This window comes from Nesterenkonia cremea (assembly GCF_014642675.1).
Taxonomy (GTDB): Bacteria; Actinomycetota; Actinomycetes; order Actinomycetales; family Micrococcaceae; genus Nesterenkonia; species Nesterenkonia cremea.
In genome coordinates this window covers 167,014-181,465 of the sequence record NZ_BMIS01000001.1, presented here as the reverse complement: position 1 = coordinate 181,465, position 14,452 = coordinate 167,014, and the positions used below count along the sequence as shown (strand labels likewise).

At 67.2% G+C, this 14,452-nt stretch carries 14 protein-coding genes; 3 read left to right on the top strand and 11 right to left on the bottom strand.

Annotation, left to right across the window (positions count from 1 at the left end):
* Nucleotides 1-73 precede the first annotated feature (73 nt).
* The 4 genes from IEW85_RS00845 to IEW85_RS00830 all read right to left on the bottom strand — a co-directional run bounded on the left by IEW85_RS00845 (nucleotide 74) and on the right by IEW85_RS00830 (nucleotide 3,960).
* Nucleotides 74-1,210, bottom strand: coding sequence for a sensor histidine kinase (locus IEW85_RS00845; RefSeq protein WP_188682084.1), 1,137 nt, complete (start codon nucleotides 1,208-1,210; stop codon nucleotides 74-76).
* Complete coding sequence (locus IEW85_RS00840; protein WP_188682083.1) at nucleotides 1,207-1,917, bottom strand: response regulator transcription factor; 711 nt, start codon at nucleotides 1,915-1,917, stop codon at nucleotides 1,207-1,209. The genes IEW85_RS00845 and IEW85_RS00840 overlap by 4 nt, the downstream gene beginning before the upstream one ends.
* 243 nt (nucleotides 1,918-2,160) lie before the next feature.
* A complete protein-coding gene (locus IEW85_RS00835; RefSeq protein ID WP_188682082.1) occupies nucleotides 2,161-2,361 on the bottom strand; it encodes a CsbD family protein in 201 nt (66 codons plus the stop codon).
* A gap of 198 nt (nucleotides 2,362-2,559) precedes the next feature.
* Nucleotides 2,560-3,960 carry a uracil-xanthine permease family protein gene (locus IEW85_RS00830; protein ID WP_229658684.1) on the bottom strand — a complete coding sequence of 467 codons (1,401 nt, stop codon included), beginning with the start codon at nucleotides 3,958-3,960 and terminating at the stop codon, nucleotides 2,560-2,562.
* A 301-nt stretch (nucleotides 3,961-4,261) separates the two neighbouring features.
* Here IEW85_RS00830 and ectA point away from each other — a divergent pair, with 301 nt between their 5' ends.
* The 3 genes from ectA (at nucleotide 4,262) to IEW85_RS00815 (ending at nucleotide 6,588) form a co-directional block, all read left to right on the top strand.
* Nucleotides 4,262-4,789, top strand: a complete 528-nt coding sequence (gene ectA, locus IEW85_RS00825; protein WP_188682081.1) for a diaminobutyrate acetyltransferase — start codon at nucleotides 4,262-4,264, stop codon at nucleotides 4,787-4,789.
* A 53-nt stretch (nucleotides 4,790-4,842) separates the two neighbouring features.
* Nucleotides 4,843-6,129 carry a diaminobutyrate--2-oxoglutarate transaminase gene (ectB, locus tag IEW85_RS00820; RefSeq protein WP_188682080.1) on the top strand — a complete coding sequence of 429 codons (1,287 nt, stop codon included), beginning with the start codon at nucleotides 4,843-4,845 and terminating at the stop codon, nucleotides 6,127-6,129.
* A gap of 66 nt (nucleotides 6,130-6,195) precedes the next feature.
* Nucleotides 6,196-6,588, top strand: coding sequence for an ectoine synthase (locus IEW85_RS00815; protein WP_188682079.1), 393 nt, complete (start codon nucleotides 6,196-6,198; stop codon nucleotides 6,586-6,588).
* Between the two features lie 193 nt (nucleotides 6,589-6,781).
* On the opposite strand, the gene nagB is transcribed toward IEW85_RS00815, so the two are convergent.
* From nagB to IEW85_RS00780, 7 genes are read right to left on the bottom strand one after another with little or no spacing between them, the layout of a single operon-like run.
* Complete coding sequence (gene nagB / locus IEW85_RS00810; RefSeq protein WP_188682078.1) at nucleotides 6,782-7,561, bottom strand: glucosamine-6-phosphate deaminase; 780 nt, start codon at nucleotides 7,559-7,561, stop codon at nucleotides 6,782-6,784.
* Nucleotides 7,549-8,607, bottom strand: coding sequence for an N-acetylglucosamine kinase (locus IEW85_RS00805; protein WP_188682077.1), 1,059 nt, complete (start codon nucleotides 8,605-8,607; stop codon nucleotides 7,549-7,551). Before IEW85_RS00805 ends, nagB begins: the two co-directional genes overlap by 13 nt.
* Nucleotides 8,608-8,615: 8 nt before the next feature.
* Entirely contained in the window at nucleotides 8,616-9,554 is a 939-nt protein-coding gene (locus IEW85_RS00800) for an N-acetylmuramic acid 6-phosphate etherase (RefSeq protein WP_188682076.1), read from the bottom strand.
* Entirely contained in the window at nucleotides 9,544-11,058 is a 1,515-nt protein-coding gene (locus tag IEW85_RS00795; protein ID WP_188682075.1) for a sodium:solute symporter, read from the bottom strand. The genes IEW85_RS00800 and IEW85_RS00795 overlap by 11 nt, the downstream gene beginning before the upstream one ends.
* 1 nt (nucleotide 11,059) lies before the next feature.
* On the bottom strand, nucleotides 11,060-12,241 hold the full coding sequence (locus tag IEW85_RS00790; RefSeq protein ID WP_188682074.1) for an anhydro-N-acetylmuramic acid kinase: 1,182 nt from the start codon (nucleotides 12,239-12,241) through the stop codon (nucleotides 11,060-11,062).
* Complete coding sequence (locus IEW85_RS00785) at nucleotides 12,238-13,203, bottom strand: ROK family protein (protein WP_229658683.1); 966 nt, start codon at nucleotides 13,201-13,203, stop codon at nucleotides 12,238-12,240. Before IEW85_RS00785 ends, IEW85_RS00790 begins: the two co-directional genes overlap by 4 nt.
* Nucleotides 13,200-14,225, bottom strand: a complete 1,026-nt coding sequence (locus tag IEW85_RS00780) for an ROK family transcriptional regulator (RefSeq protein ID WP_229658682.1) — start codon at nucleotides 14,223-14,225, stop codon at nucleotides 13,200-13,202. The genes IEW85_RS00785 and IEW85_RS00780 overlap by 4 nt, the downstream gene beginning before the upstream one ends.
* Between the last annotated feature and the right edge of the window lie 227 nt (nucleotides 14,226-14,452).

The window sequence follows — 14,452 nt, the reverse complement described above, 5'->3', positions numbered from 1 at the left end:
TCGAATCCTGACCTTCTTCGGCCTGGTGCGGACAGCTGCCCGACATCCGCGCCGGGCCCTGCCCGGTTCGATCTCAGCGGGGCCGGCTCAGCGGAAGTTCGATGACGAAGGAAGCGCCCTGCCCCGGTCCGGGACTCGTGACCCTGACACTGCCCTGATGAGCCTCGACGATGGAGCGGACAATCGCCAGGCCGATGCCCGAGCCCCCATGAGCCCTGTCCCGGGCAGCGTCGACGCGGTAGAAGCGTTCGAACAGATGCGGGATGTGCTGCTGATCGACCCCGTCCCCGGTGTCCTCGACCTCGAGCACGGCGACCTCCTGCGCCCCGGCCGCACGCAGGATCACCCTGTCCCCCTCAGCCGTGTGGCGCAGCGCGTTGTCCAGCAGATTGGTCAGAGCCTGGGAGAGGCGGTCCCGGTCACCGGTGACCTGCGCTCCTGCGGAGGAGTCCTCCGTCTCCAGTGCCACGCCTGCGGCCGCGAAGGATGCTCGGGCCTGCGCGGCCGCTCCGTCCATCAGCTCAGTCAGCGACACCTGCTCGGGCTGGATGCTCAGGCGGTGCTCTTCGGCCGAGCTGACCAAGGATATGTCCTCAGCCAGGCGGCGCAGACGCTCGGTCTGTTCGCGCAGCATCGTCACCGTCGCCGCGTCGGCCTCGACGACGCCGTCGGCCATTCCCTCCAAGTACGCGTCCACAGTAGCCACCGGGGTGCGCATCTCGTGGGACAGGTCGGAGAGCAGGCGCCGTCGCGTCAGCTCGGTCTCCGCCAGCTCATCGGACATCCGGTTGAACGCCGAGGCCATATCCTCCAGCTCCGCGCCCATGCCGGCCTCGGGGACCTGCACCCCATAGTCGCCGTCAGCCACACGGGAAGCCGCATGGCGAACCCTGGTCAGAGTGCTGGTGATGCTGCGTGCCAGGAAGGCGCTCACCAGGATCGACGTCATACCGGCGACGAACAGCGCCAGGCTGAGGGAGAGCTGCCACGTATGGTCGAACGCGTCCTCCGCGTGGGCCACCACCTCAGGATCCGGATGGTGCGTCTCCACCATCAGCATATGCTCATGGAAGATGGCAGGGCCCACCAGAAGGGCGATGAGCCACGCGGCCACCGCACCGGCCCCGAGGGCCAGTGCGACGCCGAGCAGCAGTCGGGTCCCGAGTCGGGTCCCCAGCCGGGTGCGCCGGGTCGGCCGCCTCGCCGTCATCTTCCCGGCCCCGTCTTATACCCGACGCCGCGGACGGTGCGGATATAGCCGGAGTCGCCGCCGCTGTCACCGAGCTTCCGGCGCAGATTCCCGACGTGGACATCGACCAGGTGCTCATCGCCCACCCAGTCTTCGCCCCAGACCCGGTCGATCAGCTCGCGGCGGGACAGGGCCGCCCCGGGATCAGTCATCATGGCGGCGAGCAGGTCGAACTCCGTGCGGGTCAGCTCCACCGGCTCATCGGCCAGCCGCACCTCTCGTGCGGTCCGGTCCAGGGTCAGCTCCCCCACCGCGTGCTGCCTGCGGGCCTGGTCCAACGGAAGCCGCGGACGGCGCAGCATCGCCTTGACGCGCAGCACCAGCTCCCTGGGACTGAACGGTTTGGTCACATAGTCATCAGCCCCCACCGAGAGCCCGATCAGCCGGTCGACCTCGTCGGCTCGGGCGGTGAGCATGATGATGTAACAATCGCTGAAGGTCCTCAGACGACGGCAGACCTCCACCCCGTCCATCCCGGGAAGGCCCAGATCGAGGATCACCACCGTAGGGTCATGCGCACCGGCGAGGTCCACCGCCTCCGCGCCGTCCCCCGAAGCCTGGACCGCGAATCCGTCCCGGCGGAGGTAGTCCCCGATCAGCCGGACCAGCGGCTCCTCGTCCTCGACGATCAGTACGCACGGGGCATCATGGGCCTGGGTTCGACTCATGCCTCGATCGTAGAACACGCCGGCTGCGGCATGGCCCGCCGGCGTCAGCTTCCACGGAGGCGGGCAGAGGCTGATCATCACTCCGCCTTCTTCATGAGATTCCGCGATCTGAGCCGATTCTCAGAACAGCACCAGGGCGATCCGGTCTGCGAGCGCAGGACCTGACGACGCCGGAGCCCCTGCACACACGAGAGGGGCGGAGCCCGAAGACTCCGCCCCTCGCCGTGATGGCCGTTCAGGCGATCAGTTGTCCTTCTTCAGACCGTCGGCGAATCCCTTCACCGAGTCCTTCGCGTCGTTGGCTGCGTCCTTGGCCTTGGCCTGCAGCTTCTCGCCGGTGCCTTCAGCCTGTGCTTCCTTGTCTCCGGTCGCCTTGCCGAGACCTTCCTTGGCTGCGCCGGACGCTTCCTCTGCCTTGTTGTTGAGCTTATCTCCGAGTCCCATGCTGAACTCCTCTCACTCGTGCAACGGGGTTGCCAGCGAAGGACGACGGCGACTTCTCGGTGAAGCCGAGCGGTCCGCCTCCTCCCTGTCCCGCCAAGATACCGAGCCGGCCCGCCGACGTCACCAGTTCCACCGAAATTCACAGTGAATATTCAGCGCACGACGCCGAACTGTGGAGTCCGCGCCCGGCCGGCGGCCTCAGCCGCGGTCCTCGAGGTCCTCCAGATTCACCGGAGTGGCCAGCGCGGCGTCGTCCTCGTCCTCATGCCCGACGTCGGTGCCGCGCCACCGGGCCACCGCACTCATGCCGTGGTGGATGGCCAGCGCGGCGAAGCTGCCCAGCGCGATGCCCTCGAAGACCACCTCGCCGAAGACCATGGTGAAGTTGGCGATGGCGATGATCAGCGGCACGCCGGCCACCGCCAGGTTGATCGGGTTGGAGAAGTCCACCCGGTTCTGCACCCAGATGCGCACGCCCAGGATGCCGATCATGCCGTAGAGGACGGTGCCGGCACCGCCGAGCACTCCCTCAGGCACGGTGGCGATCAGCTGGCCCACCGGGGAGATCAGCGCCAGCAGGATGGCCCCTGTGCCGGCCACCCAGTAGGCGGCGGTGGAGTAGACCCTGGAGGAGGCCATCACACCGATGTTCTCGGCATAGGTGGTGGTGCCCGAGCCGCCGCCGGAGCCGGCGAACATCGTGGCCACGCCGTCGGCCATCAGCGCCCGTCCGGTCACCGGGTCCAGATCGCGCTTGGTCATCAGCGCCACAGACTTCACATGCCCCACGTTCTCGGCCACCAGGACCAGCACCACCGGCAGGAACAGTCCCAGCACACCGATGTGGAACTCCGGGGAGGAGAACTCGGGCCAGGCGAACCACTGGACCTGCAGCAGCGAGCTCAGGTCACCGCCGGCCGCGGCACGCAGCGCAGGATCCACCGAAGAGAAGTCCACCTCACCGCGCAGCAGCGCCACCGCATAGCCCACCACGACGCCGAGCAGGATGGAGAGCCTGCCCAGCATGCCGCGGAAGAACACACCGGCCAGCAGCATCGCGACGATGGTGATCGTGGCGGTGAGCGGGGCGGCGTCGACGTTGTCCCAGGCGGCCGGAGCCAGGTTCAGGCCGATCAGCGCCACGATGGAGCCGGTCACCACCGGCGGCATCAGCAGCTGGATCCAGCGGGCGCCCGCACAATGGACCACGACGCCGACCAGGAACAGCAGCGCACCGGTGGCCAGGATGCCGCCCAGGGCGCCGCCCATGCCGTAGCTGCCCATGGCTGCGGTGACCGGGGCGATGAAGGCGAAGGAGGAGCCCAGATAGGAGGGCACCCGCCCGGCGGTGATGATCAGGAAGAGGAGCGTACCGATTCCGGAGAACAGCAGTGTGGTCGAGGGCGGGAAGCCGGTGATCAGCGGAACCAGGAAGGTGGCACCGAACATGGCCACCACATGCTGCATCCCGATGCCGATGCTGCGGCCCCAGCTGAGCCGCTCATCGGGGGCGACGACATCGCCGGGGCGGATGGTCCGTCCGTCGCCGTGGAGGCTCCATCCGAGCCCGGGGATCAGGGTCTTGTTGCGCGTGGTCACGAAAGCTCAGCCTATCGCCCCGGCCTGCCGGTGCGGGACCGGCGCCGACATGGGTGTGGACCGGCGTCGGGACCCCGTGTCAGGGGCATGACCGAGGAATCTTTGATCACATCATGATAACGCTCTGCAGTTTCTTCGGCGGAAAACTCTCCAGCGTGAGCGCAGCCCTATGCGCAGAAGGGATTCAGCGGCGTCGGTATTTCTGAGGAGAAACTCAGCGGAAGCCCCAGAGAGGCGATTTCACCCAGTTTTCACGGGAACTGCAGTTGATTCCATGCTGAGCCTTACTAGTGTGGAAGCGATGTCGAACTCCGCAGATAGCCCTGCCCATAATTCGGAAACGATCGAGATCCGCACCCCGTCTCTGACCGACGGAGCGGACCTCTGGCGCATCGCTGAAGGGACGGGGGTGTTGGATGTGAACACCCCGTACGCCTACCTGCTCTGGGCCCGCGACTTCGCGGAGACCTCAGTCATCGCCACGGTGGACGGCGAGGCTGCAGGGTTCATCTCCGGGTACCTCAAGCCCACCGATCCCAGCACTCTGTTCATCTGGCAGGTGGCGGTGGACTCCCGATTCCGCGGCCGCCGGCTGGCCTCCCGCGTGCTGGCTCAGGTGGTGGCCAACTCCGGCGCCGGACGCCTGGAGACCACCATCACCTCGGACAATGCGGCCTCCATCGCCCTGTTCACCGGTCTGGCCCGCGACCACGGCACCGAGATCACCAAGCAGGACCTCTTCACCGAGGACCTCTTCCCTCCCCAGGAGGAGTCCGGTGAACACCATGCCGCCGAGGACCTCTACACCGTCGAGCCGCTCAAGCGCTGACGCGTCCTGCACACAGACTTTTCATTTTTCGTACGCCACTGAAGGAAGTAGATATGCCCACTGACATCTTTGAGACTCGCGAGTCGCAGGTCCGCAGCTACTGCATGAACTGGCCGGCCACCTTCGAGAAGGCCTCCGGCTCCTACCAGTACACCGAGAGCGGCTCCAAGTACCTGGACTTCTTCTCCGGCGCAGGCGCCCTGAACTACGGCCACAACCACCCCGAGCTGCGAGACGCCGTGGTGGACTACGTGGCCAACGACGGCGTCACCCACTCCATGGACATGAAGACCCCGGCCAAGCGCCGCTTCCTGGAGACCTTCGAGCGGGTCATCCTGGAGCCGCGGAACCTGGACTACAAGGTCATGTTCCCCGGCCCGACGGGCACCAACACCGTGGAGGCCGCGCTGAAGCTGGCGCGCAAGGTCACCGGCCGTCAGCACATCCTCAGCTTCACCAACGCCTTCCACGGCATGACCCTGGGCTCGCTCTCGGTCACCGGCAACTCGATGAAGCGGCGCGGCGCAGGCATCCCGCTGACCAACTCCTCGAAGATCCCCTACGACGACTACTTCGACGGCGACATCCCGGACTTCCTGTGGCTGGAGAAGGTCCTGGAGGACTCCGGCTCCGGTGTGGACAAGCCGGCGGCCGTCATCGTGGAGACCGTCCAGGGCGAGGGCGGCCTCAACGCCGCCCGCATGGAGTGGCTGAAGGCGCTGAGCGACCTGCTGCGCCGCCACAAGATCCTGCTGATCGTCGACGATGTGCAGGCCGGCTGCGGCCGCACCGGCTCCTTCTTCTCCTTCGAAGAGGCCGGCATCCACCCGGACATCGTCTGCGTCTCCAAGTCCATCTCCGGCTACGGCCTGGCCATGGCGCTGACCCTGTTCAAGCCTGAGCTGGACGTCTGGGAGCCCGGCGAGCACAACGGCACCTTCCGCGGCAACAACCTCGCCTTCGTCACCGCGGCCAAGGCGCTGGAGATCTTCTGGTCCGACGAATCCTTCCAGAAGGAGCTCAGCGGCAAGATCGAGGAGCTGCACGTGGGCATGGAGAAGATCGTCGAGCACGTCAACGGCGCCTACGTGAAGGGCCGCGGCTTCCTCACCGGCATGTCCTTCCCGGACCCGGACACCGCCGGCAAGGTGGCCGCCGAGGCCTATAAGCGCAACCTGCTGGTGGAGACCTCCGGCCCCGAGGACGAAGTCGTGAAGCTGATGCCGGCACTGACCGTGGAGCCTGAGGACCTGCAGAAGGGCCTGAAGATCCTGGAGGAGGCCGTGCTGGCCGCCACCGGTCAGATGGGCGAGCCGAGCCGCCTGCGTCCCCCGCACTGAGCGGAGAGACCCTGCCGCTGACCGCGGCCCAGCCCCCTCATCGAAGAATCTTCTTAGGAGCCTGATATGTACACCCTGCACATCGACGACCTCAACGGCACCGACCGCGACATCGACGAGCCCAACTGGCGCTCCCGCCGGATGATCCTGGCCCAGGAGAAGGTGGGCTTCTCCCTGCACGAGACCACCCTGCGCGCCGGCACCGAGAACGACTTCTGGTACGCCAACCATGTGGAGGCGGTCTACTGCGTGGGCGGCAAGGGCACGCTGACCGATAAGGAGACCGGCAAGGAGTACCCGATCACCGACGGGTTCCTCTATCTGCTCGACGGCCACGAGAAGCACCACGTGTCCGTGGAGGAGGAGATGCGCATGGTCTGCGTCTTCAACCCGCCGGTCACCGGCCGCGAGGTCCACGACGCAGATGGCGTCTATCCCCTGATCATCGAGGAAGACTGATAGACACCATCGTGTAAGCGACGGCCAGGGGCCCCGCGCAGCTTGCTGGGTGGGGCAAGGCCGGAGTGGGCGTCTATCCCCTGATCATCGAGGAAGACTGATAGACACTCACACATGAAGAAGGCCCGTCCGGGATTCCCGGGCGGGCCTTCTTCATGTGTGGACCGGTGTTGGAGAGGGAAGCCGAATACGCTCAGATCCCCTGCCACTCCGGCTTCGAGGCATAGGCCTGTCTGTAGTAGTCGGCGAGCTCCAGTCCCGACGCCGCCGCCTCATCCACCAGCACGGTGACGTGAGGGTGCAGCTGCAGGACAGTGGCGGGCCAGCGCGCTGAGATCGCCCCTTCCACCAGCTGACGCACAGCAGGAGCCTTATGCTCCCCGGTGGCCAGCAGCACCAGATGGCGCGCCTCGGAGATGGTGCCCAAGCCCTGGGTCAGACAGTGGACCGGAACCTCCTCCGGGCTGTCGAAGAACCTGGCGTTGTCCTCACGCGTCTGAGCAGTGAGGGACTTGACCCGCGTACGTGAGGCCAGGGAGGACCCCGGCTCGTTGAAGGCGACATGCCCATCGGCACCGATCCCCAACAGCTGTAGGTCGATCCCTCCGGCCTCCGCGATCGACTGCTCGTAGCAGGCACAGGCCTCCGGCAGGTCTTCGGCCAGCCCGTCGGGCCCCAGCACCTGCTCCTCAGGCCAGTCCACGCGCTCCACAATCTCCTGACTGATCACCCGCCGGTACCTCTGCGGGTGGTCGCGGCTGAGACCGACATACTCATCGAGCAGAAAGCCTCGGGCGCCTGCGAAGGAGAGCCCTTCCTCCCGATGCCGGCGCACCAGCTCGTCGTAGACGGGCATCGGAGTGGACCCGGTGGCCAGGCCGAGCACCGCTGAGGGCTCCTCCCTCACCAGCCGCTCCACCGCGTCGGCCGCCAGGCCGGTCAGCTCCCGCTGCTCTGCGATCACGACTTCCATAGGAATCCTTTCTGGGACTCAGCCCTACCTTCGGCAGCTGCACGAGCGAGGAACAGGGCCCCCTTCAGAGGTTCGCCCCGCGCCTCGACCACTGTCGCATCCGGGCGCAGGGAGACGACCTCCTGAGCGAAGGCCTCCACCAGCCGCGAGGAGGCCGCCGCCAGACCACCGGTGATCACGGCCGACGCCGGCCCCGTGGACTGCACAGCATCAGCGTCCTGGTCACCGTCAGCCCCAGCCCGGCCGAGAGCCGCTGCGGCACTCGAGGCAGCCTCTCGGCCGGCCCGGTCAACAAGCTCCTGGGCAGCCGGATCACCGGCGTCGGCCACCTGCACGACGTCCCGGGCGAACTCAGCCAGAACGCCGGCACGATCTGGCCTCGTATAGAGCTGGCCCGGCCAGGTGGACGGCTCACCGAATCGCGTCCGCCCTGCCTGCAGCAGAGCCTCGCCTGCGGCGTCCAAGCCGTCATCGGTCCGCAGAGCCAGCTCCAGCCCACAGCGTCCGAGCCATGCGCCCCCGCCCCGATCACCGAGCAGGTGCCCCCAACCGTCCACGCGCCGCCACTGCGGGGGGAGATTCCCATTCCGCGCTGCTCCCGGGTGCCCGACGGCGATGGCGCCTGTCCCCAGGGCGACCACGGCCCCGCCTGCTCCGTCCAGGGCTCCCAGGTGTGCCGTCACAGCATCGATGGCCAGCACCGCCGGCGCCCCGGCCTGCCGCGCCACCTCCGAGACGACGACGTCGGGATCCGACACCAGGGAGGCCAGGCCGGTCGCCCCCACGCCGACGCCGCCCGGGGCATGCACCCCCTCACTCAGCGTCTCAGGCCAGGTGCGTCCGGCCAGCTCCAGCAGCTCCCCCACCAGCTGCGGAACACTGCTGCCCTGGGAACCGATGCTGACCCTCGGCCCACGGGCCTGTCGGCATGGTCCGCCGTCGGCTCCGATCAGCGCGATCCGGCTCCCTGAACCTCCGATGTCGACGCCCAGCAGCGCAGGCTGACGGCGAGGGTCCGCCTGCCCCTCCGGTGCGGAGCTGCTCATGCTCCGGCTCACGCGAGGTCCCCGCGGCTCGCTCCGTGCACGGCTGCGATCGCATCCCGCACTGACCCGTCCTGAGCCTCCAACAGCTCAGCCGCGCGGGCCGGGGACACCTCACCGAGCGAGGAGACGATCGCGGCTTTGAGGTCCCCACCGGTCTGTTCCAAAAGCTCACGGGCAGCCGGGTCCTCCAGCTCCACGGCCTCTCGCAGGATGCGGACCGTCCGCTCACGCAGCTTCGCGTTGGTGGCCACCACAGAGACCATCAGGTTCTGCCAGGTCCTTCCGATGGCGATCATCAGCGCAGTCGAGAAGCTGTTGAGCACCAGCTTCTGAGAGGTTCCGGCCTTCATCCGCGTGGACCCGGTGACGACCTCCGGACCGGTGTCCAAGATCAGATGCTCCGCAGCATGCTGTGCCAGCGGAGCCTTCGGATTGTTCGAGATCAGCACAGTGTGGACACCCGCCCGGCCTGCGGCCTGCAGGGCTCCACCCACGAACGGTGTGGAACCGCTGGCGGCCACACCGATGGCGATATCAGCCGGCCCCAGATCTGCTGCGGCCTCGCGACCCTCCTGCTCGGAATCCTCAGCGTTCTCCACCGCCTCGACCAGAGCCCTCTGGCCCCCGGCGATATGGCCGACGACCCTGCCCGGCTCCAGGTTGAAGGTGGGCCGCAGCTCGCTGGCGTCCAGCACGCCCAATCGCCCGGAGGTTCCGGCGCCGAAGTAATGCACTGTGCCGCCCTCACGCAGACGGTCCGCCGCCCTCTCCACCAGAGGAGCCAGCTCCTCGAGGACTTCGGAGACGGCGTCGACCGCCGCCCGGTCCTCCTGGTTGAGCAGTCGGAGGACCTCCACAGTGCTCAGCTCATCCAGCTCGGTGCTGCGCGGGTTCCTCCGCTCAGTAGGGGGAAGGTAGGGGCTGGACTGCTGAGGATCAGCGGTCATCGGAGGAACCTCCTGGGATGGTCTCGGAACTGGGCTGAGGAGCTGGCTGACTGTGCCGCAGGGAGAGGAGACCGCCGATCACGAAGGTGACGATCACACCCAGCAGCGGGTACCACTGCCACGCCACCCAGACCTCCCCGGTCACGTAGTTCTCCATGCCGAAGAAGAACGCGTTGACCACCACGGCCGCCACGAAGGCGATGTTGGCGTCGGCGGCCCGGGCCCGCCGGTTGACGATCCCGAAGATGAAGGCGCCGAGCAGCCCACCATAGGTGATCCCGGCGACGCCCAGCGCCAGCACCACGATGTTTCCCTCGTCGCTTTGGAAGAACGTGGCCGGGGCGATGAAGGCGATCCCCCATCCGATCGTGGCCCACCGTCCGGCGCGCAGTCCCTGCTCATCGGTCAGGGGCGTCTTCTTCAGCTTGGCGTAGACGTCGGTGACGGTGGAGGAGGAGAGTGCCGAGAGAGAGGAGGAGAGGGTGGACATCGCAGCGGCGAGGATCCCTGCCAGGAGAAGCCCAGAGATGCCCTGGGGCAGTCCTTCGATGATGAACAGCGGGAAGATCTCGTCGTCTCGGCCCAGCCCCAGAGCCTCCGGGGAGGCGTGCTCGTAGTAGCTCCACAGCGCCATGCCCACCAGCAGGAAGATGCCGAACTGGAAGAAGACCACGATGCCGGACCAGATGAGGGCCTTCTGAGCCTCCCCCTTGGTCCTGCAGGCCAGGAGGCGCTGGACGACCAGCTGGTCGGAGCCGTGGGATGCCATGGCGAAAACGGCGCCGCCGATCAGCGAGGCCACGAAGGAGCTGTCAGCGGAGATGGGGTTCCCCTCGAAGACGAACATGCTGAACTTGCCGGCCTCTGCCGCCTCGGTGAGCCAGCCTCCACCGGTGGCCGCGGAGATGACGATGATCGCCAGGATGCCGCCGCCCACATAGAGGCCCATCTGGATGACGTCCACCCACACCACAGCCCGGATTCCGCCGATGAAGGTGTAGAGGATGGTCACCAGTGCCAACACCACGATGATGGTGAAGTAGTTCGTCTCAATGCCCAGACCGCTGAGGATCACGCTGAGCGGGATGGCAGCGGCGAGGACGCGGATGCCGTCGGCCAGCAGCCGGGTGAACAGAAAGGTCACTCCGGCAGTGGTCTGGGTGCTCTGCCCGAACCTCTTGCCCAGGTAGGCATAGGCGGTCACCATCTCCCCGTCGTAGTACCGAGGCAGCATGAAGAAGGCCACGAACACACGGCCGATGATGTAACCCAGGGCCAGCTGCAGGTAACTGATGTCGCCCAGGTAGCTCATGACCGGGATGCCGATCACGGTCAGGGCGCTGGTCTCAGTGGCGACCACGGAGAGGCAGACCGCCCACCATGGCAGCCTCCTCCCGCCGAGGAAGTAGTCTCTGAGCCCGGCTTGGCGTCCGCTCAGCTTCAGCCCCAGCCACGCCATCGCGGCCAGGTAGACCACGATCACCAGAAGATCGAGAGTCTGCATATCAGTCCTCCTTCATCAGATGGAGTCCCTTGGGCAGGTGCTCCAGCGGTTCGGGAAGCCTCAGCGGCTCCTTCCCAGGGGTCAGCCGGCCGGCGATGGTCGGCGTCGACGCTCCAGTGATCCCGGGCTGCGTTCCCGGCAGTCCGTGCCAGCTGAGCCAACCCAGCAACGCCATCAGGCAGGCCTCCTTGGCCTCGGCGGGAAGGCCGAGTGCGGCGTCGCTGCTCCTGAGCCTGATGCCGCCCAGACGACGTTCCGACGCGGCCATCAGGGTCGGATTCCGCACCCCGCCGCCGGAAGCGATCACCTGGGTGACCTGGTGGGCACGGCATGCCTCGGCGACGGTCTGCGCGGTCAGCTCCGTGAGCGTGGCCATGACATCCAGCGCAGTCACCTCCGGATGGGCGCCCAGGTGCCGATCGAGGTACTCCGCGTGGAACAGCTCCTTCCCCGTGGACTTCGGAGCGGGAAGCGCATAGTAGGGCTCCGCCAGGAGATCCTGCAGAAGGGCCGAATCCACTGTTCCCTGGGCGGCCAGCGCTCCGTCTCTGTCATAGGTCAGAGCGCCGTCGCTGATGCGTTCTGCCATGAGGTCGATCAGGGCGTTGGCCGGCCCGGTGTCGAAAGCGAGCGTCTCCTCCGCCACCACTGTGATGTTGGCGATCCCTCCCAGGTTCAGCGCCGCAGTCGGCTCCCCTGCCCCACTGAGCAGCAGATGATCCAGGATGCCGGCCAGGGGTGCGCCCTGCCCTCCGGCGGCCACATCGCGGGCCCGCACGTCGGAGAGCACTGGGCTTCCCACTCCCTGGGCGATCCAGGCCGGCTGGCCGATCTGCAGAGTGGAGGTGACATGGCCCCGACTGACGTCATGGCGGACAGTCTGGCCGTGGGAGACCACCAGATCGGGGATCCTGCCCTCCGCCAGGTGCTCTGCGCACAGGGCGCTCACCGCCTCGGCAGAAGCTTGCCCCAGCCGTGCGTCCACACTGCTGACCAGATCCAGCGGCACCGGCTCAGGACACAGCAGCCGTCTGATGTCCCGTTCCAGGTCCTCCGCGAAGGCCACCTCCCGGAACCCGAGCAGACCCATCTCCAGCTCTGCGCCCGGCTCATGCTGAAACTCCACCAGCACGACGTCCAGAGCATCGGCAGATGTTCCGGTCATCAGACCTGCGATGATCATCGATCGTCCTCTCTCAGCGGCCCGGCGGCGACGCCGACCACGGCCTCTTCGTCGCGCCCCTCCGGCATGCCTACCAATGCCGCCCCCAGAGATGCCGCCGGGGATCCGGCCCCCAGCAGCTCCACCCGGTCCTGCAGCTCCAGCGACCGAAGGAACTGCGAGGATTCAGCCGCGGCCCGGAGCGCGCTCCGAACATCGTGGACCAGGGATTCGCCGATATGCGATACCCCGCCTCCCAGCACCACGGTGGGGACATCGGCGGCGAGCACCAGCAGACGCACGGCTGCCGCCGTTCCGAAGGCCAGATCCGAGCGCAGCCGCTGTGCCAGCTCATCCCCATCCTCTGCGGCTGTGATGATCCCTCGGACGGCGGATGGAGCCGCTGCTCCCCACCTGCGCGCCAGAGAACCTCCGCCGGCGAAGGCTTCGATGCACCCGCGCTGCCCGCACCGGCACTCGGGCCCGCTCGGGTCGATGGAGAGGTGCCCGATCTCGCCGGCCACCCCTCCGGCTCCGCGCCAGAGCGTCCCCTCGACCACGATCCCGGCGGCCACTCCGGTGCCCAGATTCAGGTAGGCCAGCGTCTCCGTGCTGCCGCCGCGCAGGGCGGCGACGCCGCGGGCAGCAGCTTTGACATCGTTCTCCACGCGCACCGGAACTGAGAACTCCCGGGCCAACCGGCCACCCAGATCCAAGGAGCTCAGTCCGAGGTTCACCGCGTAACGGACCTCTGAGCCGTCCGCGCTGATCTGCCCGGGGATGCCCACACCGATGGAGGCGAGGTCATCCCCAGTGCTCTCCTGCAGCTGTGACATCGCCTGACGGATGGTGGCCAACACCCCATCGGTGCCGGGCCGAGTGCTCAGCCGCAGGTGGCCTCGGACCTGACCCGAGGCGTCGAGTGCCACCGCATCAGTCTTTGTGCCGCCGAGGTCCAGACCGACCGAGATTCCGCCGCTCATGAGATTCCCAGCTCTGAGGAGAGGACCATGACCAGCGCTCCGCGCAGCACGATCTCCTCACTCTCGGCAGGAACCCTCATCCGAACCTCTGCATGAGAGCGTCCCAGCGTGTGGCTGCGCAGGTTTTCCCCGGCAGCATCCAGGAAGATGTCGCCGAAGAGGGTGGGCGATGCCGCCACGACGACGTCGGAGAGGTTGAGCATGCTCACCACCGGTGCCAGAACGGTGCCCAGCCGAGCTCCGGCCCCTCTGAGGATCGCCTCCCGGTCAGCCCCTTCACGATGGAGCGCGGCCGTGAGCCGCGGTACTGAGATCCAGGCCTCCAGACAGCCGATGTTTCCGCAGGCGCAGGACGGTGCGTCCGGAGCGTCCTCCCCCACCGGAACATGCCCGATCTCCCCCGCGGCATGATGGGTTCCGGTCACGAGCATGCCGCGGATGAGGAGTCCTGCACCCACGCCGCGACCGACTCGGATCAGCAGCAGGTCAGGCTCGGTCTCCCCCAAGGTGTACTCAGCCTGGGCCGCAGCATTGGCGTCATTGCCCACGACCACCGGCACCCCCAGCTCATCCTGGAGGAGCTGTCGAAGGGGCACGCCCTCCCAGCCGATATTGGGCGCTTCCAGCACCACTCCGTCCTCAGAGATCACACCGGGTGATCCCACTCCGACCCCGAGGAGCCTGCTGTCTGCGGCCTGCACCAGATCCCGGGCCAACCCGACCACAGCCGCCTGAGCCTGGCTGCTGCTCTCCTCCGACTCCCGGCGCACTCTGCGACGGGCGATCACAGCACCCCTGAGGTCCATCAGCGCACCGTGGTACTCATCGGCGCCGGAGAGGTCCAGCGCCACCACCTGCAGCCCGACGCGATCCAAGTCCACGAGCACCGCCGGCTTTCCCGGCCCGGCCGAGGCTCGGGTGCCCTTCTCCACGACGATCCCCTCGCCGATCAGCTCAGCGATCAGTCCAGACGTCGTCACACGGGTCAGGCCCGTGGCACGCGCCAGGTCTGCTCTGCTCATCGCACCACCGTGGAAGAGCGAACGCAGGACCAGCACGAGATTGTGGAGTCGCGCATGCTCCGGCAGTACGCGCTCCCGCGTCCGAGCACTGCTCGGAGAAGCTATTCGAGGCATGTTTGTAAGTATGCCTTACAAAGCAGGATAAGAACCAGCGTCTCCACATTTCCCTCACTATCGAGGGGATCTTGCAACATCCAGGAAACTTGTCGAGCACCTCTTCACTTTTG